This window comes from Shewanella sp. TB7-MNA-CIBAN-0143, assembly GCF_040310065.1.
Classification (GTDB): Bacteria; Pseudomonadota; Gammaproteobacteria; order Enterobacterales; family Shewanellaceae; genus Shewanella.
Window position 1 is genome coordinate 140993 of sequence record NZ_JBEOPL010000008.1, and the last position, 24808, is coordinate 165800.

A 24808-nucleotide genomic window follows, 5' to 3' on the forward strand; every position below is an offset into this window, starting at 1 on the left:
CAACCTAAATCATCAATTGTTTTATTGACGTAAATCGCAGACACAAGAGCGATGCTCATATAACTTGTTTGGGTAGAAGGTTAATCGCTTTAATGCGGATCTTAGAATGATAGGTATAAAATAAAGGTGTAACACAATTTGCATTACACCCTTCTGAATTTTATTATTAAGTAGTTAATTTAAGCACTCTACTTAATCACTAGAATCACTAGAAACGATATTCAACACCGATACTAGCCTGCTTAAAGTCTGTTTCTGTGTCAGAACCGTTAGAGACATTATCTAAGTTAATTTCTGCATCATACCAAGTGTACTCCGCATTAATTAAAAAACGATCTGTTACTTTAAACGCGACACCAGCACCGGCAAATACACCTTCATCATCTTTATTGCCAGAAAACCCGACCACGTCATAATCTGTTGAGTACCATAACTGACCACCTTTGGCATACAACTCTATTCGCTCAGCAATTGGCAATGTCACTTTTAGACCAGCGGTATAACCATCTGTTTCAGCGCTAGATAAGTTGTTGCCGTAACTACCAAAATCAATATAGCTACCTTCTAGAGCTAAGTATTTGTTGAAGCGATAACCTACTAGGCCCTGGAGTACATCATTGTCGTCGTCAAAGTCATCTTCGCCATCGACTTTTAGGTAACCATAATTAGCGCCGACATAAACGCCATTTTCTGCTGCGTCTTTCTTGAAGTCATCAGCGTGAGAATAAGTACTAAAAGAGGCTAACGAAATAAGTCCGGCTAAAGTAAGAATCGTATTTTTCATAAGGTACTCCTAGTTAATTACGTAAATACATCTAACTAAATACAAAACGGATGCCAACTTTATAAAAGTAACAGAGAGTTAATTATCGATATTTAAATTTAATATTTAATATCAATAGCTTATGTTTGGTGTTTTTGGTGAGGGAAGGTGTAGGTGATGATATCTCAAGCGAAATGGCTTATTTTTTCACCCGCTCAATGAGCCAGTAATAATGTAAAACGGTATTTTTTTCTGATTAAATTGTAATTTTTTCATCTTTAAAACATAATGTTATCAAGATGTTGTGGTTTTATTCGTTGTTGCCTATTTTCTAGAAAAGATAAAATCTTAGTCATAAACTTGCTATGTTGATTTAGCGTTTAAAGTGTAGGCTTGTCCGATAGCGTTAAAGTACAACCGTTAAAGTACAACCATTAAAGAAAGATAATGACTATACAGTCATAAGCCCAATAACCGGATTATCAACACGGTAGGATCGAAAACCTAGATTGTAAATTGGGTTGGATGACTTGCCTAATTGGATTTTGAAGCTAATTTCATATCTGTTTTTGGTTAACGGCTATGGCAGGCGCTATGGCAGGCTTAGTGGCTAATCTAGTGGTTAATCTCGTGCATTAAGGTTGCAGGTGGCAATGCTGCTAATCAAGTGGTTTTAGGTGTTGTTTATATTTATTCAATAAAAATATTTACAAGCTTAGATATTCGTGTATTATATGTCTTGCTCTGACATTCAGAGTTATTAATGAACATCAAGTAAAAGAAAAGCCTTAGAATCTCTTCGTTATCGTTGTTATCCTCTGTGTTTCCCTTAGCTTCATCGTGACATTCAATAATTCAAGCTTGAGCGCATCGCATTTTCGCGACAGATTGATTAATTTTAATATATAAGGGACACATCATGTCTAACAAAACAACTGGTTTAGTAAAATGGTTTAACGAAGATAAAGGTTTTGGTTTTATCACTCCTGATAACGGCGGCGCTGACGTGTTCGTTCATTTCCGTTCAATCACTTCAGAGGGTTTCAAGACTCTTGCTGAAGGCCAGAAAGTTTCTTTTGATGTTGAGCAAGGCCAAAAAGGCCCACAAGCTGCTAACGTAGTAGCTGTGTAACTCGACGTTATAAGAATAACGCAAACGGTTTAACGACTGTTTGCGTTTTTTTATGTCTGCGATTTAACAACTTGCATTCGTAACGGGTATAAACGGTTTATTTTTGTAGTGTCATCATTTCAAATTATTATTTTAACTATGTCTCCTCTGCTTGTTAATCACCATCCTCAACATGAGCGGAATCTAACTCTGATCTAATTTTCTTATTTCTCCATAATCCTATTTCTACTTTGATCTGAATCAAGGCTATTGATCGCAAATAGTTTCATTATATTAGCTGTACATCATGTTGATGATAGCGAGGCCATAATGCCGGATAACAAACTCATATTGATCTTAAAAATCTGTATCTCTATAGGGTTCAGCCTAATTTTGTTAGGCATTTATTGTCATAATTTCAGTGATACGATTGAGATGATGGGAGTTAATGGAATTATTATTAGTGCGATGTGCGTGGCCTTTGGCATGGCATTGTCGCTACCGACAAAAATGTACCTGACTTTTATGCTGGTTAAGCGTGAAGCAGATAAAGCGTCATAATCTCATCGTGGTCAGTTCGTTACAAGATGAGCGTTAATGTTTACACTAACGATATTTCATTTCACATAGAATGTTATTCCCTCCTAGAACACTACAGCAAGTCGCTTTTTAATGACTAAAACAGTCTAATTCTCTTCATTTTCTATTAGAAAATCGGTTGTCATAATACATAAATTAACGGGCATAAAAAGAAATTTCCCACGGTTGCAATAACAATTTAATACTTAATAATGACGTTTTTTAGTGATTGATTATTAAAGATTATATATAAATTCAGAGCCGAACGATGGTCAGTTTACTGTGACTATAACGCTGTTGGTTCATTTTGTGTTGAGTGATAGCTTATTTGAGATGAAAAATACTTATTACATTGATTTTAGAGCTATTAAGTATATTGAAATAAATTATTTAATCGCTAAAAAATGATTTAATTTGAGGGTATATGTGTGACTTTTATTATCTTTTAGCCTTTTTCGTGGTGACATTAGTAGTTGGATCAGTTATTACTATTTATACAAACAGGAAAATAACATTTAAGGAAAAATAATGCCTTCATGGTTTGATAATGTTCAGCTTGGTTTTGATATGGCGACAAGTCTGACAATTGTTGGTGCTGCAGTGACTTGGGTTATTCGTGAAAAGAAGCAGGCTGAAGCTGAAAAAGTGCGTGGAATTAATCAACAAGTTCGATCTACAAGTCTAAAAAAAGTACAAGATGTACTTTTTGAGATGGAAGATAAATTTTCAGTGTTGATCAATGAGACACAGACCTATGAAAATATGATCGATAATCGTGTTCGTAAAGTAAATGATCAACTCGATTTTTCTCGGTTGAATTTAGCGATAAAACGAGATGATCAATTTCTGATTAAAGCGATTGATCGTCTCCAAGCGATTCGCGAAGAATTAGGCCAGTTTTATGAATTGATTCAGGTTAGACGTTATAGCTTGATACCTTTACTTGATGCTATTGAAGAAGGTGATAAGTATATTGGTGTATTCCAACAAAACATCGACGAAGTCGGTGATGCTTATAACCAAGTGACATCAGGAAATGTATCTCTGTTAAAAGAACTAGAAGCAGTCATTTCAATGCTCAACAAACAGTTTGGTGATGAGCTTATTGACGTATCTGATGAAGTCAAAAAAGAGCTTTTTCAAAAGATATCGACAGATGAAACGTTTATGAAACCAATACAATCTATCATTTACGATGAAGATTATTTCTATTGGGTACAACGTTTTGTTCCTGCAGGAAGAGAAGAAGATTATTTAGAAAAGGTTGTCAGACCAAGTAAAATTGAAGATAAAGAGCTTTGCTCTGAAGTAATGGTTCATTTTATTTTAGCCTTAATTGGTAAAAATCATGAGCTAATTTCTCAAGTCTTGAGAACCGCTTCGGGATCGGTGATGAAAGCCAGAATTGAGTGTAAAGATATTTTGATTTCACTTAGTGCAATTTCGCATAAATTGGTGATGGATAATCACGGCGATACACTTGAAAAAGTAATCGCAAAGTATGAGTCTGAAGAATATTTTGGCCGAAACGTAACTATTCGCTAGTCGATCTATTTAACATTGAACTTGCTGTTTATATTTTACAGATGATTAGGGTCTGTTGATCTTTGTTGGTTGAATTTTGTTCGAGTTAAAAACGTTTTAATCGAGGCGAATGAATTGCTGCCTAGTCATCTAAGCAAAATGCATTCAACAAAGAGTAAAACGTTTTTAGCCGAACCTTTCGGGCAGCGTTTGTAGGTCATTTTTACTGTGTTATCGACTTTTTATGTAGAATAACTACACCACAAAGTCTCTGCCTTGTAGCTCATGTTTAAGTAATGGCCAACAATTCGCTGCAAAAACAACCTTGAAAGATCAACAGGACCTAGTGTTTCTAGGTCTTACCGGACTTAGTGGCCGATGAATGAGGGGGATAACCTTTCATCATTTATACATTGGGTTTTGCCTTTACCAAGACTGGCTTTAACCTTTGCCGTTAATACATTCATAATACGATCTGTGACGATTGGCTCTACAGTGATATCTGTTTATTTTTATTGAAATGAGCGTGTTCATCAATTTAGTCATTTTTATAAACACTAGCACTGTTCTGCTGCTAGCGAATCAATAGTGTTTATCCTGCAAAATCACCTTAAAGCTATCATTTTGGCAATTAACCCAAGACTATTGGGTCAAAAACACCGATAATTCACCCTAATTTAGACAAGCTGGCCGTTTGGTTGCGCAAGACTGTGGATATATTCAATGGAAATCAAAGTAAATTTTCTCGATAATTTGAGACTCGAAGCTAAGTTTGACGACTTTACCGTCACCGCCGATCAGCCGATCCGTTACAAAGGTGATGGTTCTGCTCCTAGTCCTTTTGATTATTTCTTAGCATCTTCAGCACTTTGCGCCGCTTACTTCATTAAGGTGTATTGTAAAGCTCGTGATATTTCGACTGAAAATATCAAATTGTCGCAAAACAATATCGTTGACCCGGAAGATCGTTATAACCAAATTTTCCAAATTCAAGTTGAGTTACCGGATGATATTTCGGATAAAGATCGTCAAGGTATTTTACGTTCAATCGATCGTTGTACCGTTAAAAAAGTGGTTCAGACTGGGCCAGAGTTTAAAATCGAAACCGTTGAAAACTTAGACGCCGACGCCAATGCGATGCTGATGGGCCAAACTGAAGCAGATGCGAGTACTTTTATCTTAGGTAAAGACTTACCGCTTGAGCAGACTATTAAAAACATGACGGGGTTGTTAGCCGACCTTGGGATGAAGATTGAGATTTCGTCATGGCGTAACATTGTGCCTAATGTGTGGTCTTTACATATTCGTGATGCAGCATCACCTATGTGTTTCACCAACGGAAAAGGTGCCACTAAAGAGAGCGCGTTATGTTCTGCTTTAGGCGAGTTTATAGAGCGTCTTAATAATAACTTTTTCTATAACGATCAATTCTTTGGTACTGAAATCGCCAATAGCGAATTTGTGCATTACCCAAATGAGAAATGGTTTGCGCTAGAGGATGATGACGCTCTGCCTACTGGCATTTTAGATGAATACTGTTTAGATATTTATAATCCCGATGAAGAGTTATGTGGCTCGCATTTAATTGATACTAACTCAGGCAATAAAGATCGTGGCATTTGTGCTATTCCATACACGCGTCAGTCAGATGGGGAAACGGTCTATTTCCCGTCTAACCTTATTGAAAACTTATTTTTAAGCAATGGCATGAGTGCGGGTAATAACCTGCAAGAAGCCCATGTGCAGTGTTTATCTGAAATTTTTGAACGTGCAGTTAAACGTCAAATTATCGAACAAGAAATTGTACTACCCGATGTGTCAATGGTAGTACTAGAGAAATTCCCAAGTATTTTAGCGGGCATTAAAGGACTTGAAGAGCAAGGCTTCCCTATTGTTGTGAAAGACGCTTCTTTAGGCGGTCAATTTCCTGTTATGTGCGTGACCTTAATGAACCCACGTACTGGTGGTGTATTTGCCTCGTTTGGTGCACACCCTAGCTTTGAAGTGGCATTAGAGCGCAGCTTAACCGAGTTATTACAAGGTCGCAGCTTTGAAGGCTTAAACGATGTGCCAAAGCCTACTTTTAATAGCATGGCAGTGACTGAGCCAGAAAACTTTGTTGAACACTTTATTGATTCAACAGGGGTTATCTCTTGGCGTTTCTTTAGCAGTAAGTTTGATTACGAATTCTGTGAATGGGACTTTAGCGGTACTAGTGAAGAAGAAGCCAGCGGTTTATTCGGTATTTTAGAGGCCATGGGCAAAGAAGTGTATATTGCCGAGTTTACAGATTTAGGCGCATCTGCGTGTCGTATTTTAGTGCCGGAATATTCAGAAGTATATCCAGTAGATGACTTGATTTGGGACAACACCAATAAGTCTTTAAACTACCGTGAAGATATCTTAAATCTGCATTCATTAAGCACTAAAGCGTTAGGTAAGTTAGTTAATCGCTTAGAAGAAAGCCAGCTAGATAACCATACCGATATTCGTACGTTAATTGGTATTGTGTTCGATGAGAATACGGTTTGGGGCCAGTTAACCATTATCGAACTGAAGATTTTGATTTATCTTGCATTGGGCTCGCACGAAGATGCGATTGAATTGGTAGGTGAGTTCTTACAGTTTAACGACAATACCGTCCAACGAGGTCTGTTTTATCAAGCTGTGAATGCAGTATTGGAAGTGACCTTAGATGAAGACTTAGAACTTGAGCACTTTATCGGTAACTTTAACCGCATGTTCGGTAAAGAAGTGATGGACAATGTCGTCGGTTCGGTTAATGGCACAGTACGCTTTTATGGCCTGAGCAAAACCAGCATGAATCTCGAAGGCATTGAACCGCATTTACGTTTGATCGAAAGCTACAAAAAACTACATCAAGCGCGTAAAGCAAACCTTAGTATCTAGTTTATTGGTTCTGTTTTGCATAGCAAAAAGCCCGCCATTTATGTGGCGGGCTTTTTGTTGCGCTATATTGTGAAGGAGTGGCGTGCTTACTGTTTGTCTAAATAGCTTTCTACAGCAGTGGATCTATCTTCTGCATGCTCTATTAGCTCATCGATAGCACGGTAAAAATCGCTGCTACTTTCTAAAAAACTATACCCAGTTACTTCAGTGGTCGCATAAGGGGCAACAAGTGCAGAGTAAGCATTGTAGCTTGCTTGCATTTTATTGGTTTCAAATGCATCGCTGATAACCTCAAGTAAAAACTGGTTGTAGCGGTCACGGTATACATCATCTGCGTACAGTTTTGATATGAGTGGCCAGCTGCTTGAGTTGAGGTCTGAGAAGTCTAACGACAATGCGCCACCTTGTTTCCCGTCTTGCAATGCTTCGTTGTTGTCCCAAGGTATCCAGGTCAGTTTTGAATTGTCTGGATTGTTATATAAATAGTAGTTGTGTGGCATTAAGCCGTAAGTGTCCCAGTTTTGAATTATGCCATTAACGGCTAAGTATTTTAAAAATACATCAACATCAAATACCGTTTCTAGATTGGCTCGCCATGTTTCAGGATCTGTGGTGCGAGTGTCGTCGTGTAGGGCGGTAAACAGGGCTTGTATGTCAGACCAATCTTCGTCGTCTTCGTTAGTTTTTTTCTCAAAGTCTTCTTGATTAAATGACCCATCAACAAACATTGCGCCATCATCTTCGGGTTTGTACAAGTTACCTTTGTCGCTAGAAAATTGCGTGTCGATTACAGTGTCATCAATTTCTTCTACAAGAGTATATAAACCAAAATATTCTGGGCCGTCTCCATGGTCAACGTATAAGGTGTAAAACCCTGTGTGAGATACAGCAAGCCCAGCGTCTTTAAACACATCCGCTGCGACTTTTTCACGTAACATTGACTCATCATCAAAGTTATTTTTTAAACTAAACTTTTTAAAGCCATAAAAACGTTGGTTTTTAATTTGCGGGTAATCGTCTTCATACTCGTCGAAATCAAGTTTAAGTGCCAGTTTAAGAATGCCTTGTTGCCAGCTAGTTTGCAGTGATGAATTACCTTTAAAGCGGATGCCGACGCGATACCATTGCGTGCCGTTATAAAATACTTCAGCTGGAACAAAAATAGGATCTTCATCGGTATCACTTAAGCTATTTGATGAGCTTCTACCAAATTCACCATAGAGTGTCGTCATGTCATCTAACATGCTTTGCCAGCGCGCTTGTGTGACAACGATATCAAGCCGTTTAACTTCGGTATCACTAAATACTTCATCAAAGTTAGGGTCGACATTTTTGCTGTGGGTTTCGTCTGTCCAATCGCTCGCTTCAAAATCTGCGTCAGTGACCTCTGTTTCAGTATCAGTGCTTGTGTCAGTATCAGCGCTAATGACCGTTTCGGCTATTTCGCTGTTGCTATCACTGTCGCTACCACAACCTGTGAGTATAAAAGCACAACTGAGTGTCATGATAAGTAATAGTGTCATTGGCTGGTTAATTAACCGCTTTTTGAGGTGTAAGTTATTAAGGGAAAACATCGGGCTCTCCTAGTACTTGGGTAAGATTATTTATATGAAGTCGTTACACGTATGTTAGAGAGTAAAAGTGCAGAAACTGCACAGTGAGTGTGGAACAAAATAGCAAGTCGATAAAAGTGCGATCTTGTTCACTGTGATATATTTGCGTGCTAATAGCCGTCGCCACCGGTATTCGATAAGATAAATAAGTTTACAGTGAAGAGGTTTATCTTTAGGTTAGTGAACAATGATAATGTTAACGTCTTGTAAAAAAACATATTCTTAATAATTAATATTCAAGGACGATAAATGAAACCTTCACTTTTTTTGCTCAGCTGTGCAATGTTAAGCCCTGCTATAAACGCCAATGAATTACCGCCAATTTTAGATTTTCACCCACTTTGTAGTCCACACACTATCGATACAGCCAATGATAAAATCGTCTACGATATTGACTCAGACATGCTGGAATCGTCTAGTGATGGCGTGTTGTCCCATCGTGATGCTTATATACAACAAGCCTTTGTGGAAATACAGCGCAAAGCTGCAGCAGCAGGAGCGGATGCGATTATTATTGATAGATTAAGTGTTGGCGGAATTGAGCGAAGTATTGACTTGCAAGATGACAGTAGCCGAGTTAAATCGATCACCAAGCAAATCCATGTGATTACCACTGCGCAATACGTTACCTTTTGTGACGATACACAACTGAGCAAAGATCCCACACCTTATAACAGTGAAGGTAAATCAGTTTCGTATACCCAAACCACAGTAAAGTTGACGATGCCAAACGAGGGGAATGTATTAAAGCAAGCGCAAAAACACCAAGCACCTGATGCGCTTATTACAACCGACAGCGCCTATGGCATACACATTGGTGACTCGGTTGATGTTTTACAACAAGCATTAGGTCCTCACAGTATTCAGTTGCAACTCGACAATGGTGCAACCGTTTATGGTTATGGGCGCAGTCTATGGTTTGTTGTTAAAGACAATCGTATCGAGATGATTACCCAGGATTTAGGATTGTTAAATGGCCATGGTCAAAACCAAATTGCCTTAAGTGAAAACTATGATGGTGATAATTGGGTGATTGCTAACCAAGTGCGTCAAGGTGATGGGCTTGCTAGCGTGAAAGCGCATTTAGCGCTTAAAAAGCAAGGTGATGTTTACAGTGTGGGAGATAAAAATAGCCGATTGATATTAACTTTTGAAGACTATAATGAAAGTCTAGATAATGCTGCTGTTTCTCGACTTAACAGCTTTGCAATTATGCCATTAACAGTCACTGATGATTATCACGTTAAGTTCGGTAACTTTGATAATATCGACATCGCAACATTGTTGACATTAGCATTTAAGCAAGCTTATACCTTGCAACCACAACAGCTCATCAACCAAATCCAATTGACAGACAACGGTCCAAAAGTGCTGGTGAATAGCAATGTATTATTGGGTTTTGATCGCCAAGGAGTCGTTAATTCAATTAAAATTACCGAGTCGATGTTTGGCACGCAAACGATGAGTGAATTTAATGCTGTGCTTGCTAATTATCAGTTGCCTACTATCAAATCTCAATTGTTGGAGCGATACCCAAACGCAGAAGATAATTTTGATAACATTATGCTGACAAAAGGGACGGTGATGTTGTCGATTAATTTTGATTCATACGATGACGATGCGCAGCTGATTGATTTTACGTTACGTTTTTAATCATCTTAGCGACTAGACCTGAGTGAGTGGTACAGTTACCAGCGCTATAGGCACAGATGGCATACAATATACCTTATTGAGGTTCAATGGGGTAAAGTAGCACCCAAGTTTTGATCTAAAGTTGTTGGGAATACAAATGAATATTGAAAATGATGTGATTGATAATTTAGCCGAATTAGAACGCTTTTTACTGTCGGTGGAAAAGGGCGGTTTAGGTTTGGAAGGTGTTGCGGGTGTGGGTATGGCAACTAGTCATGCCGACGGACGTCATTTTGTTGCGGTATTTGGTGATAACCACAAGCTATTACTTGGCCGTTGGATTACCGCAGAAATCTTCGAAAGTGGTCAAGATATGGTTAAAAATGGGCTTAAATCTAAGCATTGATGAACTAAATTGCTTGGCCTCAAAAAAGGCAGAATGAATATTCTGCCTTTTTTATTACACATTAAATTATTTGTTAATTAATCATATACATAGCTTTTTGGGTCGACAGCATTAACTGGGTACCATTACTGCTAGAGTATCGCGCTTTAAGCCCTTGCTCTGATGGTTTTCCAATTAAGCCAGGGCTTCGCCAGACGACATTACTGTTAGCGTCATGTTTTTCAATGTGGTAACTGACATCAGACTCACCGGTATAACCTTGACCTTTTTGGACAGTGACAAAATACCCTTGGTTATTACGGGTAGATTCATCGATAGCAATACCATAGATTGAACGATCGAATGCTTTTTTGCTTTTCTCAACAAGCACTAAGTTGTCTATTTCGTATGTATAGATATTACTGATGTTTTCATAATGATCACCTTCAATACAAATTAGTTCTTGTTGAAGGTCGGTGTCTTTGTTGAGTAACGTTAAATATTGGCAACGTTGATTGATAAAAGACTGCTCTGACAGAGAGTAAGTATTTAGCGTTAATACACTGACCGTATCTTTTCGGGCCACAATCACGGTGTTTTCATATATAACAAAGTCTGTGATATTGCTTTCAAAACTGTATTGCGCAATCAGACTTTGATCTTCAATATTGACTATTTTGAGTACTTTTCCATCGGCATAAATGGCATCTTCAAATCCATCTTGATTGATATCAAATGCCTTTATCACGCCAATATCAGATTGGCTGCTGATTGTAGATTGCCAATGGAAGCTATAATCAAATAATTGCATAACGCTCATGCGCCCATCGTAATATTCTGCTGTTGGCAGCAGTAAATCACCAAAACCGTCATGATTGTAATCAGTGGTGACAGCATGAAAGCTATTATCCCAATTTGACGATATTTGCTCACTCAATTGGTAAGAGCCATCTGCTGCCATTGTCAGGATTCGGCTTCCTTCATAACCGCTTGCTGTTTGCGGAACAAAGAATACGGCTTTTTCATCATTATCGGTAATAGTTGACCAACCAGCACTGCTAAAAGTATCTAATTGAATGGTGGGGGTTGATGGTTTGATGTTTATCGTATTAATGCCGAGATCTGCGACATGAAAACTGTCTGCCCCGGTGCTCATTGTGCCAGAGCCCCAATGAAGTTCGTCTTCGCCATCATTGTCTGAATCACCCACAGTTAACGAACTCACCCCAGTATATGGAATATATACAGACCATAACTCAGAGAGTGTATTAATATTTAAGTTATAAGCATGCAATTGTCCTGACTGACATTCACCAACCACTAACTCGTCGGCCTTATCATTATCCAAATTAATGGTACTGATGGAACAAGTATTAAAGACTTCTGTCGTCGCTAATTGCGATTTATTGACTGCAGAATAGACAGTGATAGCTCCCCAATTATTCGCGCCGGCAATTTCATTAACACCATCGTCGTTATAGTCACCGGCAGTTACGGCTCGGTCTCCAAATGGCGTGCTGTTAGCCCATTTATTTTGCCAACTCTGGGTATCGTAAACTAAGCCAGTATTTGTGATCAGTTCAAGGCCTGGTTGCAGATCCACATTGGAAAAGATGACTTGTTGAGCACTAATATTGGTTGTAAACAGCGTTTCTGAAGGTGCTGACATACTGATAACACTGAGCATGGGTTCTGCATCGTAAGAAGTCAGCGCTCGAGAATGCAAATAAGCAATTTCTGGGACCCCGTCATTATCGATATCATCAATTGCAGCGCTGAAGATCGTATCATCTGTAGCTAATAATTCGTATGACAAGGCATTGAGATCGTTAATAACACTGATCCCGTGTGTTGTTATTACCACAATATCATCACGATTATCTTTGTTAGTATCAAAAACCAAAACTTGTTGAATTGTGCCTTGTGATGCCACTTTAAATGGATAAAGCCAGGTTTGCACATAACTACCATTTTGTTCGGTTAGAATGAACAGCCTGTTGTTATTATCTGTTGATATGACTTCATTAATACCATTGCCATCAAAATCACCCACCCACATAGATTTTTCGTAATAAGGAACCTCAATACCTGAACGAGCCAGTGGCATTGGCTTATCGGCATTCACATCAAGTGAAACCGTTGCTGATTCTAGAATGTTGCCATTTGAATCGGTCAGTGCAAAAACAAAATCGACACTTTGCTGTGGAAAAATATAGTCACTTCCTACATGCCACGTGACCAGACCTTGGCTGTCAATGGTTGCACCATTAGGGCCTGAAATTAAGGATCCAATTTTTGATGGATCAATATTGTCTGGGTCGGTGAGCAATGCGCTAAATTGCACGGTTTGTCCCGATTGAATGTTGCTTGGGAGATTAACCGCATTAAATTGTGACGGTGAGTCATTAATGGTAAAGAAAAAGTAATCACTTTCAACAGTGTTAATCCCATCGGAGACGACCATTACCACTTTTACTTCATCGCCGAAAACAGCAATATGAGCTGGTAGGATATTACTTGTTTGCCCTGCGACAGGTTGGCCATTAATGTACCAACGGTAACTGACAGTGAGTTGGTCATTGCTGTTATCTGGGTCGTAATAATACCCAGGCGACACAGTCAGTGGTGTAGTTGTATATAACTGATAATTATTTCCATAGGGCGCTGAAGCTTCTGGAGGTAATGACATCTTAGCCACATCAACAAGCTGTTTATTTGATAAATTACTGCCGATTAAGTCATAAATAGATGCAAAGTAAGTACCTACATCATCAATGCCATTGTTGTCTGTATCTTGAGTATATTTTACTGGACCATTCAAAAACTCCAGCGTAGACGAATTGGTGCCCTTAAATATGATCTTTCCTTGTTCTAAATTTCCATCTAAAGCATTGGTAGATATATTGAATTGACCAATCTTACTGTGAAAGTATGAACCTGAAATAACCCAACTAAACAGGTTATCCTTATACGATTGAGTTTGAGTTATCTGAACAAGTGCTTGAGTTTGGCCTGAGTAAGTATAAAGAAGATTGGTTTTGATACTATTGCTGTATTGGGAAGTATTAGGCGTTTCTTGGCTATTAATTCCATAGGTGCCAGTGAGTGATGTTGTGAGATTACCTTCTTTCCAAGATAAATTATCAAAGTTAAAGCTAAAATTGTATTGGCTTTCTGTGGCAGTTTTTATTGAAAAAGCCATATTGCCGGTTACATTATTGCTATAACCATCACTACAATTATTGTAACTAATGGCAAGGTTACCCGTAAATTGAGTACTTAACTGACCTTTAAATTTGACACTGCCGGAGGTAGAGCATTGAGCAGTAAAATCCACTTTACCAGATTCGTTAACATTATAATCAAGCTCTTCTAAATGTAAGTTGGGCAGTAATATACCTTCTCCATTTATGACTTGTTTAAAGGCATGTTGGGTATTTGTTAGCGTCAATGTGGCCAATGATTTTGACCCCGTATAGCGTGCGATGATTAACTGCGCTGCAGCGTTTTCAAGTTCAATCGCATTATAATTATCGGCATTTTTAATGATATTAGATTGTGAGTTCGTGTTTGTTGAACCATCAGGTGTTTCTGAAGGAGAGTCTGATGAGTCTCCGCCACCGCCACAAGCAGAAAGGGAAAATAAAATCGCTAAGGCAAACGAAAGTTGGTTTTTGGTTAACATTTTTCATCCTTGTGACAATGCTATATAAGTGTGATTTTTATGTAAATTTATTGTTTATTTTTTTGCGTATACTAGGATTTAGATATGATTTTTGCAATGTAAATTTATGCTTAAGTCAGTTATTTTATTAAGGCCAAAGACGCTGAATGATGGCCGCATACGTCTCCCTGATTAAGTGTTCATTTTGGGGTGTTTCGGATTGGCGATAAGGGTTTAATATTATTGATTTTAATGAATTTGTTTATCTTTAATGAGCGAACATATTTCAGGACGGGACAAAGGAGACAAAAAAGGCAGAATGAAGATTCTGCCTTTTTTAATGGTTATCTTTTTAACTATTTATCTGAATTGGTTGAACCAATTTTATGAATCGCTAAATCCGCCCCAATAAATTCATCTTCTTGGCTTAAGCGTAAACTCGATAGCTTGTTAACCACGCCATACACAATCATACCGCCAACAATTGCCACCACAACACCAGCAATACTACCGATAAGTTGTGACATAAAGCTGACTCCGCCAAGGCCTCCGAAAGCTTGCTGGCCAAAAATACCCGCTGCAATACCGCCCCACACACCGCATAAACCGTGTAGTGGCCATACACCTAGAACGTCGTCTATTCTGTTGCTGCGCTGTAATTTGGTGTATACGAAAACAAACAAACCTCCAGCGACACCGCCAACCACAAATGCGCCAACAGGATGCATTAAATCAGAACCGGCACACACAGCCACTAAGCCTGCTAGTGGTCCGTTATGAATAAAACCAGGGTCATTCTTACCCACCACAAGTGCCACAATCGTACCGCCAACCATAGCCATTAAACTGTTTACCGCCACTAAGCCACTAATTCCATCGAGGGTTTGCGCTGACATAACGTTAAAGCCAAACCAACCGACAATTAACACCCAAGAGCCTAGCGCTAAGAACGGAATATTTGATGGTGCAAAAGCGATACCGGGTTTGCGGCCGCGTCGGGCACCTAATAAATAGATGGCGACTAAGGCTAACCAACCGCCCATGGCATGTACCACAACGGAACCTGCAAAGTCATGGAATTGGGCGCCGAATTGGCTTTCTAACCAAGCTTGGAAGCCATAATTACCGTTCCACATAATCCCTTCAAATAACGGGTATACGAAGGCAACAATCAAAGCTGAAGCCAGTAAAAAAGGCCTAAAACTGCCGCGTTCAGCAATACCGCCAGATACAATGGCTGGAATGGCTGCTGCAAATGTGAGTAAGAAGAAAAATTTAACCAGTTGGTAACCATTATCAGTGGTTAAGCTTTCTGCGCTGACAAAAAAGTGATTGCCGTAAGCAATTTGATAACCAATGACAAAGTAGGCAATAGCGGAAAAAGCAAAGTCAGTTAGAATTTTCACCAAGGCATTGACTTGGTTTTTATGTCTCACTGTGCCCATTTCTAAAAATGCAAAGCCTGCGTGCATGGCTAACACCATAATTGCACCAAGTAAGATAAACAAGGTGTCTGCACTTTGTGCAATGACGCCAATAGCATCACTAATATTATTCATTTCAGTTCCCACAAAACGATTCTCTGTTGAAATTCATACTTTTATAAAGCAAAAGTCATTCCTAAACCGTTACTTGACTGGCATATTCATGAACCCATATGGTGCAAATGGCTGAAAATGTTGCTGAAATGATCCGTTAAATGTTCTACTTCGGTGCGTTTTCATGTCGGTTCAATGCTCAATAGTGTCAGTAATGATTGATGCTTGGACTGATAATGTTTCATTTTGGTGCGCTATCGCTTTCATTTGGTGCGTTGTACTACAGGTAAATTAACTTTATGTTAACAGTTGTCATTAAGCTAATATTGTCCAATAACGAGGGCTTAAATACATCGGTTGTAAAGATCCCTATTCCAAATTATCAATAACTGATCCCCAATAACATCTCACTAGAAACAGCATTACGGGAGCAATATGACAACAGTAAGAGTGGCTGGAGTGGGAATGATCCCATTTTGCAAACCAGGTAAGCATGAGCCCTATCGTGTCATGGCGGCTAAAGCGATAAAGCTAGCATTAACCGATGCAGGTCTTGACGCCAAGTCAATTGGCCAAGCATATGGAGCCTATATTTATGGCGACAGCACCTGCGCTCAGCATGCATTCTACGATGTAATTCAAAGCGGCATTCCAATTATCAATGTTAATAATAATTGTTCTAGTGGCTCGACAGCGTTATTTCTAGCGCGTCAGGCGGTGTTATCTGGACAAGTAGATTGTGCGTTAGCGTTTGGGTTTGAAGAAATGCAACCAGGTGCATTGGGATCGCATTGGACCGACAGAGAAAGCCCTTTTGAGCGGATTGAGCCAGTGTTAAAGCAGTTTAATGCCCCGCAAGGTCCAATTGCATTACGCGCTTTTGGTGCTGCTGGCCGACATTATATGGATAAGTATCACGTCGGTGCCGATATTTTTGCCAAGGTGGCCGAAAAGTCACGTTGTCATGCGTTACAAAATCCATACTCGATGTTTTCAACGCCATTAACGTATCAGCAAGTACTTGATGACAAGTTAATCTACGATAACTACTTAACACGGCTTATGGCTTGTCCTCCCACCTGTGGTGCGGCTGCAACCATTGTCTGCAGCGAAAAATTTGCCCGTCAAAACGGCATTACATCCAAGGTAAAGATTATTGCGCAGGCAATGGCAACTGATACCGAGCAGTCGTGGCAAGACCCAATTTATGCCGTCGGTAAGGGAATGAGCCAACAAGCGGCGCAGCAGGTTTATGATGATGCTGGTATCGACCCCAACGATATCGATGTAATAGAACTGCATGATTGTTTTACCCCAAATGAGGTGATCACTTATGAAGCATTAGGCTTATGTCCTGAAGGCGGCGCAGCTGAATTGATTGCCAATGGTGACAACACTTATGGTGGCAAATTTGTTATTGGGCCATCGGGTGGATTAATGTCGAAAGGACATCCAATTGGTGCCACTGGGCTGGCACAATGTACCGAGCTGACATGGCACTTACGTGGTCAAGCTGGCAACCGGCAAGTCGACAATGCCACATTAGCGCTGCAACATAATGTAGGTTTAGGTGGCGCGGTGGTGGTGACGTTATATGGCGTTTAGCTAACGGTTTGATTTCATGCTGCGCTACAGTGTCGTCGATGTATGAAGGCAATGTAGCGCAACAAGGTGGGCTGTTCGTTAACTGGCTTTTTTGCGACTAAAAGTACGTCGGTAAAAGGTCACCACACTGAATGATAAAATCAATGTGCCAATGAGTGACACCAAGGTAATCAACATTACATAGCTTGCTGGCATGTACAGTCCATCGTGTAGAGGCCGAACAAAACTGGCAATTTTAGCTAATAAAGGTCGGTCACTGTGTTTGATTACTGACTCAATCGTTCCTTGTTGATAATTCATGTTGATGCGATCAGCTTCTCTTAACCACACGCCCTGATGTTCATCGAATTGAATACTGTACACAAGGTCTTGTGGTTTATCTGTTTCTGCTTGCTGGTCTTTATTGGGTTTAGAGCGTGGTTTACTTACTGATACAAGCTCTGCGTCTGGCCAAATTTGTTGTGCATTGCTTAGCTGGCTCAACCAATGACTTGGTTGGCTGACAGAATAAGTTAGTGTCTGTTCGTTGGTGGAATCTTGCTTAAGAACACCTGTCCATAAGCTGTTGTAAGTGATTAAAAATCCGCTGATACACAATATAAACAATGGTACTGAAATAAATAATCCCAGTTGAATGTGGCTTTTAAGTAAACTGCTTGAGCGGGTATTTTTAGGAATACTTTGTTTTAATCTAAATCCATTACGCACTCGCCACCACAGGTAAATGCCAATTAAGGTTACGATGCCCCCCGCAAGCGATGCCCATGCATTAATGTATTTACCACCATTGTCGATGAGAAAATTTCGATGCAACCAAAATACCGTGCTATATCCAGGTAAATCGAAAGAGGAGCTACTCGACAGTTCATTTAACTCTTTGTCCAATGCAATTGATTTACCACGAGTGCTAGCTTGAATATATGGCGTATGTTCTGTTGGAAAGCGAACAGTACTCATGTCGGGATAGCGCTCAAATACACTCGCAACAGTATCGGCTTTTTGTTCAAGTGTGATTGGAGAGTATGTTTGATCTTTACTGTCTAGGCGTTTGAGCAAATCAACGCTACCGAGATATACCCCAGTGGTAAGTACTATTAACATGGTGATGCTAATAAAAAAACCTACCCAGTTGTGAAACCATTTTAATGTCGAAACCATGTTCATTTTTGTTTGCTCAAATTATGCCATGCAGTATTGCAATAGAGTGTTAAACCTGCTGATTTTATTATTTTTTATAAACGTTAATACAAATCCACAAACTTGCGGTAATGATAATTAATCTCAATTATTTGTTCAATTAAAGAAGTGTAAAGATGTGGGGGGATAAACCCATTTATCGTCTAAATATCGTTTTGGCGTAAGTGCTTTATTCTGGGATTGTTATTAATTAGATCGTACTTCACCCTATTAGAGCTGTCGCTACGCATTTCTAGATGCCTCAATAATTGACAATCTAAATGTTCAAGTGGCTAGTAGAATTAGCATTAACGGCTGAGTTTAGTGATTATTTTATATTTTTTAAAACTCATACTATTCTGATAATAAGCAATATTCTCTAGTGTAAATGTGAATAACAACAATCAATTTGAGCAATCACTCAAAATAAACTTGAGCGATTGTTCAAATTGGTTTATAGTGGACTCAATTCGAAACGAAACGCTCCTAAATTTATTTATCTAGAAGAGAGAATATTATGACTGCATTTACTATTCATACAGTAGACACCGCACCAGAAGGCAGCAAAGCTATGTTAGAGGGTGCTAAAAAACAAATGGGTATGGTTCCCAATTTATTTGGCGTTTTAGCAGAATCTCCAAGCACGTTGCAAGCTTACCAACAGTTACATCAGGCCTTTTTAGACACATCATTTAACCCTGAAGAGCTAACGGTTGTATGGCAAACCATTAACGTTGAACACGAATGTGGCTATTGTGTACCAGCACATACAGGTATTGCACATTCAATGAAAGTAGACCCAGCGTTAACTGAAGCACTACGTAATAAAGCGGCGATGCCAACTGCAAAATTACAAGCGTTACAAGATGCGACACTAAGTATTGTACGTAACCGCGGCAATATTTCTGAAGCAGAACTAGCAGCATTTTATGCCGCAGGTTATGGCCAACAGCAGGTGTTAGAAATCATTTTAGGCTTGTCACAAAAAGTGATCAGTAACTACACCAACCATGTAGCAAAAACACCGGTTGATGATGCATTCAAAAAGTTTACTTGGTAATTCTTTACTAACATTGTTACCGACATTTTTATCAAAGATTATCATTCACGATAAGTCGATTCATGTATGACTTCATAATACCAATGCCGCGTTATCGCAAATGGCATTGGTATTTTTTTATCACGTTACAGTGAAAAAGCGTACTTGAAGAGATGAGGACAGCCAAATGACAGCAAAGATTAAGCTCGATATTATTTCAGATGTAGTGTGCCCTTGGTGCATCGTCGGTTATAAACACTTAGAAGCAGCGATAAATGAACTTGGGCTGCAAGATCAAGTTGAGATTGAGTGGCAACCATTTGAACTTAACCCTAACATGCCTGCTGAAGGTGAAAATCTGCGTGAGCATTCAGCCAGAAAATACGGCACAACCCCAGAAGGTAGCGTTCGTGCACGGGCCAATATTGCTCAACAGGGGGCTGAACATGGCTTTATTTTTGACTATTTTGAACAGATGAAAATGGTTAACACTTTAGACGCTCATGTGTTGTTGGAATACGCGAAAGAGGTCGGTAAGCAAACGGAGCTTAAATTGCGTTTATTCAGCGCCTTTTTTAGCGAACATAAAGATATTTCAAACCGTGAGGTGTTGACCGCTGAGCTCACCGCAGTGGGTATTAATGCCGCAGAAGCCATGAGTTTACTTGATAACGCTGCAGTGGCAGAACAGGTTCGCGCCAAAGAGGCTCATTGGCAGCAACTTGGTATTTCGGGTGTACCCACGGTCATTTTTAACCAATCGAGTGCATTAACCGGCGCGCATCCAGTTGAAGCATATAAACAAGTTTTGGCCGATTTAGTTGCCCAGCGCTAATGCGCTAGGGCTACATTGTTTGAGTATTGTTATCCCGAGTTTAGGTTACTTACACCTGAGCCACGCTAATCACCTGTTTGGTTGATGGAGTAATAACCACCGGGATTGATTTTGAGGTTGGGGTGTAAGAGCCAATTCCGACGCTGTTGATTGACACCAGTGGATTCGTCTCAGGATAATAAGCAGCAATGTTACCGCGTGGAATGTCGTAATAAACCACGCTAAAGTCACAGACTTTGCGGACGATATTGTCGTTGGCAATAGACTGTATATCAATAAGTTGGTCTTCAAGCAGATTAAGCTGAACAGCATCTTGTTGGTTCATAAACAATACATTCCGCTTACCTTTAATACCGCGATATCGGTCGTCCATTCCATAAATAGTGGTGTTGTATTGGTCGTGAGATCGCAAACTTTGCAGTAGAAAAATAGGGTGTTGTTCGGAGGATGACGCAGTTGTTTGTGCGTTGCTTGAGCAATCTGCAATAACTGAATTTGGCAACTGACTAGGATTAAATTGAGCTAACTGGTTAGTGGTATTCCAAATAAGCTCAGCAGCGCTATTCCCCAGATAAAACCCGGCAGGTTGCTCGATACGTTGATTAAAGTCACTAAAGCCGTCGATGGTATTTTCGATAAGCTGACGGATTAGTGCATAGTCATCACGTAATGCCAGCCAATCTAGTTTATTTGCGGCATGGTTTGTTGAGTTGAGCTGAGTCGAGCCGGAATGGTTAAATGTTGCATGAGCCATTTGAGCGACAATATCAATTTCAGATAAACATTGTTCAGAGGCGGGTTCGGTCATGCCTGTTGAAGCATGAACCATGCTAAAGGTGTCTTCAACGGTGATTTTTTGAATGCCGCTTTGCTGCTTGTCTAATTCAGTGCGGCCTAAACAAGGTAAAATTAAGGCGTCGTGTGTTACTTGTAAGTGGCTGCGATTAAGCTTAGTGCTGATTTGAACATTGAGTTCAGCATTGCGCATTGCTTGGTATGTAAAATCAGTATCGGGCGCCGCAGCCGCAAGGTTTCCACCTAAACAAATTAGCACCTTACTCTGTTTACTGTGCAGGGCTTTAAGGGCTTCGACCACATTGTGGCCCGCTTGCCGCGGTAAGCTGGTAGACAAATGTTGTTCTAAGCTGGTAATAAAAGCGGCAGACGGCTTTTCATTAATGCCCATAGTGCGGTTGCCTTGCACATTACTGTGGCCGCGAACTGGGCATAATCCGGCGCCTTTTTTGCCTATTTGACCACATAGCAGATGCAGGTTAACGACTTCACGAATAATGTCGACCGAATGCTTATGTTGAGTTAAGCCCATTGCCCAGCAACTGATCACGGTTTTGCTGTCACTGAACACGGTCGCAGCTTGAATAATCTCTGCTTTTGTCAGTCCAGATTGCTGTTCTATTTTATCCCAGCTAGTGTGTGTGACACTGTGTTGATAATCTTCAAAAAATGCACTGTGCTGCTGTATAAACTCATGGTCAATTTTATCTGGACGTTGTTCAATAATAAATTTAGCCATGCCTCGTGCAGCGGCCATATCGCCGCCTAATTTAGGGGTTAAATACAAATGGCTGATGGTAGTGGCTGCTGGAGTGAGCAATTCTATAGGGCTTTGTGGACTGGCGAACTTTTCTAAGGCAACTTCTTTAAGATTATTGAAAGTGACAATTTTACCCCCTTGTTTGGCGGCCTTGCGCAGAGTATTCATCATTCTTGGGTGGTTGGTGCCAGGGTTTTGCCCAAACACAAAAATGGCTTCGGCGGCATCAAAATCTTCTAATACTACCGTGCCTTTACCTATTCCAATGGCGTTAATTAATGCGACACCGCTAGCTTCGTGGCACATGTTAGAGCAATCGGGAAAGTTATTGGTGCCATAAAGTCGACCAAAGAGCTGGTATAGATAGGAGGCTTCGTTACTGGCGCGTCCAGAAGTGTAAAATTCAACTTGGTCAGGGCTACTTAAACTGTTGAGCTTGGTGGCGATAATCGAAAATGCCTCAGACCAGGTTACTGGTTCATAGTGATCCGTTATCGCATTAAAGCGCATTGGTTCGGTTAAACGCCCCTGATACTCTAACCAGTAGTCAGTCTGTTTTGTTAGTTGGCGTACCGAATGTTGAGCAAAAAAATCGCGGCCAACGCCTTTACCTGTTGATTCCCATGCCACAGCTTTGGCGCCATTTTCACAAAACTGAAATGCACCTTGCTTGTTATCACCCCATGCACAACCCGGGCAATCGAAGCCATCAGTTTGATTAACACGGAGTAAGTTTTTAAGGTTTTGCTTGGTGTGCTGGCTGCGAAGTACATGAGTAAATGTGGCTTGCAGTGAAGGAAATCCGCCGGCTTTAGTTGGTTTTTGGTGATGACTAGACATGAATTTCTCCGATAGGGCTCAGCGATAGACGGTTAACATTAAAATGACAATCGTAACTGGAATAATAAATAGGCGCTGAAAACTTGGGTATGTGAATAATATTGAGGTTGTATTTTAGTGCCAGCTTGACTGCCAGTTGGCTTGGCGAAGCTAGACTAATAAGATTGTTAGCGCCAAAAAGAACCGCTTTATGGATCAATTCACTGCTACAACGACTGGTGATTAATAAGGTATTACATGATGTTTTTTGCGTCGCGGTTGTTTGCCTTATTAACATGCCGATAAGTTTATCGAGTGCATTATGACGGCCGATGTCTTCACGACAGGCGATAATGTCGCCTTGTGCTGTTAACGCTAAAGCCGCATGTATCGCACCACTTTGTTGAGCTTTTATTTGGCTGTCGGCAATACGTTGTTTTAAGGTTTCAAGGTTATTAATGTCAATGGGGCGTGTGACCGGAAGAATAGCTAATTGAGGCAGTGCATGTTCTATTGCTTCAACACCGCAGATACCGCAACCTGTTGCACCCACGAGCCGACGTTTTTTACTGTTTAAGGCCGACAGACAACGATTGGCGATAGTCACTTCAACCATAAAGCCGCTATCTGATGGCGTTATTTGAATGTCATGTATGTCATGATCGTGTTGGATAATGGCTTCGGCAAATAAAAAACCAATCGCAAAATCTTCAATATCATCAGGGGTGACCATCATCACAGCATAGTTAATCCCGTTAATATTAATGGCGGCAGCCGCTTCCTCTACCAGATGTTCAATGGGGGGCAACCATTTATATGAAGCATTCATGTGTATAGACTCAAAACCGGACGTGGATCACAGTTTAGGGGGCGCTAATACACAAAGCCAATCAAACAAATTTATGCGGTGATAGTTTTTATCTATTAATATAGTGGAATTGATAGGTAGACTTTGAAGGGCGTATGAACCTGAGACAGTTACATTATTTTTATGAATTAGCGCAGTTTAAGCATTTTGCTAAAGCAGCCAAAGCTTGCCATATTACCCAGCCGACTTTGTCAGCCAGTATTACTGCGTTGGAAAAAAGCTTTGGTACCGAGCTAGTGGTGCGCGGCAGTCAGTTTGTTGCGTTAACCGATGCTGGACAGATTGTATTGCGCTATGCAGAAAAAATGCTGTTAGATCAAGCGGCGTTAAAACAAGAATTGAGTGTGTTTAGCGGGCCATTAATCGGCTCTTTGCGGATTGGCATTGTGCCGCAGTCGAGTGTCGATATTATGCCGATAATTAAAGCATTCAACGAGCTGCATTCTAATATTGCCGTAACGCTCTTGGTGACCACCAATGAAAAGCTGATTGAGCAACTGACTTTGCATCAAATTGATATCGGTTTAGGGTTTGATGAAAACCTTACTGAGGCGAATCGTCGCACGTTTCATTTTTATCCGCAGATTGATAATGATATGGCGGTATTATCAACCCAAGCACTTGTTAATCAACTCGACACTACTGCGCTAAGTGATAACCGATTAACCCTTAATAATTTGCAACGTTTACCATTGGTGTTGTTGAGCCAAAATATGCAGTTTAGGCAATACATTGATAATGCGATGGCAGAAACGGATTTACGCTTTAATGTGGTGTTAGAAACCGATTCGTTATTTCACCTAGTCAGCGCGGTAAAACACAATATTGGCTACGCGATTGTCAGCAGCGGTATTGCAAAATCAGCTCAGCAGTTATTCAATCTGCATTACCGACAACTGCAAGGTATTGAATCGGGTAATACGGTGTTTATTACCCGTAAATACAGTGTCTCACCAGCGATGCGCGAATTTGTGAGTCTGATTGAAATGGGGTAATTTTTGCAGGTGTTTTGCCGTTAAAGCATCATGCTAGCAAACTCAGATAGGCGTGGATATTGTTAATATCGCATCATTCAACTTGGCTGGTGGCATCTTAACGGCAGCAAAGATAACACCTGTTAATGACAACGCTGCTTTTTGGGTGTCATAGCTGTCCTAAAATAGCTGTCCTAAAAATAGCTGTCCTAAAAATA

General features: G+C 40.1%; 17 protein-coding genes. 10 read left to right on the forward strand and 7 right to left on the reverse strand.

Annotation, left to right across the window (positions count from 1 at the left end; all coding sequences use genetic code 11):
• Positions 1 to 208: 208 nt before the first annotated feature.
• Positions 209 to 784 (reverse strand): porin family protein, encoded by a 576-nt coding sequence (locus tag AAEY97_RS08775; RefSeq protein ID WP_162022374.1) that lies wholly within the window; start codon positions 782 to 784, stop codon positions 209 to 211.
• 898 nt (positions 785 to 1682) lie between these two features.
• Between AAEY97_RS08775 and cspE the strand changes: the two genes are divergently transcribed.
• The 4 genes from cspE (at position 1683) to AAEY97_RS08795 (ending at position 6887) form a co-directional block, all read left to right on the forward strand.
• Positions 1683 to 1895, forward strand: coding sequence for a transcription antiterminator/RNA stability regulator CspE (gene cspE, locus AAEY97_RS08780; RefSeq protein ID WP_011636218.1), 213 nt, complete (start codon positions 1683 to 1685; stop codon positions 1893 to 1895).
• Positions 1896 to 2204: 309 nt separating this feature from the next.
• Positions 2205 to 2435 carry a hypothetical protein gene (locus tag AAEY97_RS08785; protein WP_101086008.1) on the forward strand — a complete coding sequence of 77 codons (231 nt, stop codon included), beginning with the start codon at positions 2205 to 2207 and terminating at the stop codon, positions 2433 to 2435.
• A 546-nt stretch (positions 2436 to 2981) separates the two neighbouring features.
• On the forward strand, positions 2982 to 3998 hold the full coding sequence (locus tag AAEY97_RS08790; protein ID WP_101086007.1) for a hypothetical protein: 1017 nt from the start codon (positions 2982 to 2984) through the stop codon (positions 3996 to 3998).
• A 702-nt stretch (positions 3999 to 4700) separates the two neighbouring features.
• Positions 4701 to 6887: an OsmC domain/YcaO domain-containing protein gene (locus AAEY97_RS08795; protein WP_350998150.1), complete on the forward strand. Its 2187-nt coding sequence runs from the start codon at positions 4701 to 4703 to the stop codon at positions 6885 to 6887.
• Positions 6888 to 6973: 86 nt separating this feature from the next.
• On the opposite strand, the gene AAEY97_RS08800 is transcribed toward AAEY97_RS08795, so the two are convergent.
• The gene (locus AAEY97_RS08800) at positions 6974 to 8461 is read right to left on the reverse strand and encodes a CotH kinase family protein (protein ID WP_350998153.1); all 1488 of its coding nucleotides are present in this window, start codon (positions 8459 to 8461) and stop codon (positions 6974 to 6976) included.
• Between the two features lie 288 nt (positions 8462 to 8749).
• Between AAEY97_RS08800 and AAEY97_RS08805 the strand changes: the two genes are divergently transcribed.
• Positions 8750 to 10153, forward strand: a complete 1404-nt coding sequence (locus tag AAEY97_RS08805; protein WP_350998156.1) for a hypothetical protein — start codon at positions 8750 to 8752, stop codon at positions 10151 to 10153.
• 136 nt (positions 10154 to 10289) lie between these two features.
• Positions 10290 to 10538, forward strand: a complete 249-nt coding sequence (locus AAEY97_RS08810) for a hypothetical protein (protein WP_162022379.1) — start codon at positions 10290 to 10292, stop codon at positions 10536 to 10538.
• 73 nt (positions 10539 to 10611) lie between these two features.
• Here the strand turns inward: AAEY97_RS08810 and AAEY97_RS08815 are convergent, their stop codons facing one another.
• Both AAEY97_RS08815 and AAEY97_RS08820 read right to left on the reverse strand, forming a co-directional pair.
• Entirely contained in the window at positions 10612 to 14202 is a 3591-nt protein-coding gene (locus AAEY97_RS08815; protein WP_350998160.1) for an FG-GAP repeat domain-containing protein, read from the reverse strand.
• Between the two features lie 335 nt (positions 14203 to 14537).
• Positions 14538 to 15740, reverse strand: coding sequence for an ammonium transporter (locus tag AAEY97_RS08820; RefSeq protein WP_101086001.1), 1203 nt, complete (start codon positions 15738 to 15740; stop codon positions 14538 to 14540).
• Positions 15741 to 16154: 414 nt separating this feature from the next.
• Between AAEY97_RS08820 and AAEY97_RS08825 the strand changes: the two genes are divergently transcribed.
• A complete protein-coding gene (locus AAEY97_RS08825) occupies positions 16155 to 17324 on the forward strand; it encodes a lipid-transfer protein (protein ID WP_350998163.1) in 1170 nt (389 codons plus the stop codon).
• Between the two features lie 78 nt (positions 17325 to 17402).
• On the opposite strand, the gene AAEY97_RS08830 is transcribed toward AAEY97_RS08825, so the two are convergent.
• Positions 17403 to 18488, reverse strand: a complete 1086-nt coding sequence (locus AAEY97_RS08830; RefSeq protein WP_350998166.1) for a PepSY-associated TM helix domain-containing protein — start codon at positions 18486 to 18488, stop codon at positions 17403 to 17405.
• 529 nt (positions 18489 to 19017) lie between these two features.
• Here AAEY97_RS08830 and AAEY97_RS08835 point away from each other — a divergent pair.
• Complete coding sequence (locus tag AAEY97_RS08835; RefSeq protein WP_123777319.1) at positions 19018 to 19560, forward strand: carboxymuconolactone decarboxylase family protein; 543 nt, start codon at positions 19018 to 19020, stop codon at positions 19558 to 19560.
• 166 nt (positions 19561 to 19726) lie between these two features.
• Positions 19727 to 20374 (forward strand): DsbA family oxidoreductase, encoded by a 648-nt coding sequence (locus tag AAEY97_RS08840; RefSeq protein WP_123777318.1) that lies wholly within the window; start codon positions 19727 to 19729, stop codon positions 20372 to 20374.
• A gap of 49 nt (positions 20375 to 20423) precedes the next feature.
• On the opposite strand, the gene AAEY97_RS08845 is transcribed toward AAEY97_RS08840, so the two are convergent.
• Both AAEY97_RS08845 and fdhD read right to left on the reverse strand, forming a co-directional pair.
• Positions 20424 to 22769 carry an FdhF/YdeP family oxidoreductase gene (locus AAEY97_RS08845; protein ID WP_350998170.1) on the reverse strand — a complete coding sequence of 782 codons (2346 nt, stop codon included), beginning with the start codon at positions 22767 to 22769 and terminating at the stop codon, positions 20424 to 20426.
• Entirely contained in the window at positions 22762 to 23577 is an 816-nt protein-coding gene (gene fdhD / locus AAEY97_RS08850; protein ID WP_162022385.1) for a formate dehydrogenase accessory sulfurtransferase FdhD, read from the reverse strand. The genes AAEY97_RS08845 and fdhD overlap by 8 nt, the downstream gene beginning before the upstream one ends.
• A 134-nt stretch (positions 23578 to 23711) precedes the next feature.
• On the opposite strand from fdhD, the gene AAEY97_RS08855 reads away from it, so the two are divergent.
• Complete coding sequence (locus AAEY97_RS08855) at positions 23712 to 24611, forward strand: LysR family transcriptional regulator (RefSeq protein ID WP_101085995.1); 900 nt, start codon at positions 23712 to 23714, stop codon at positions 24609 to 24611.
• Positions 24612 to 24808 lie beyond the last annotated feature (197 nt).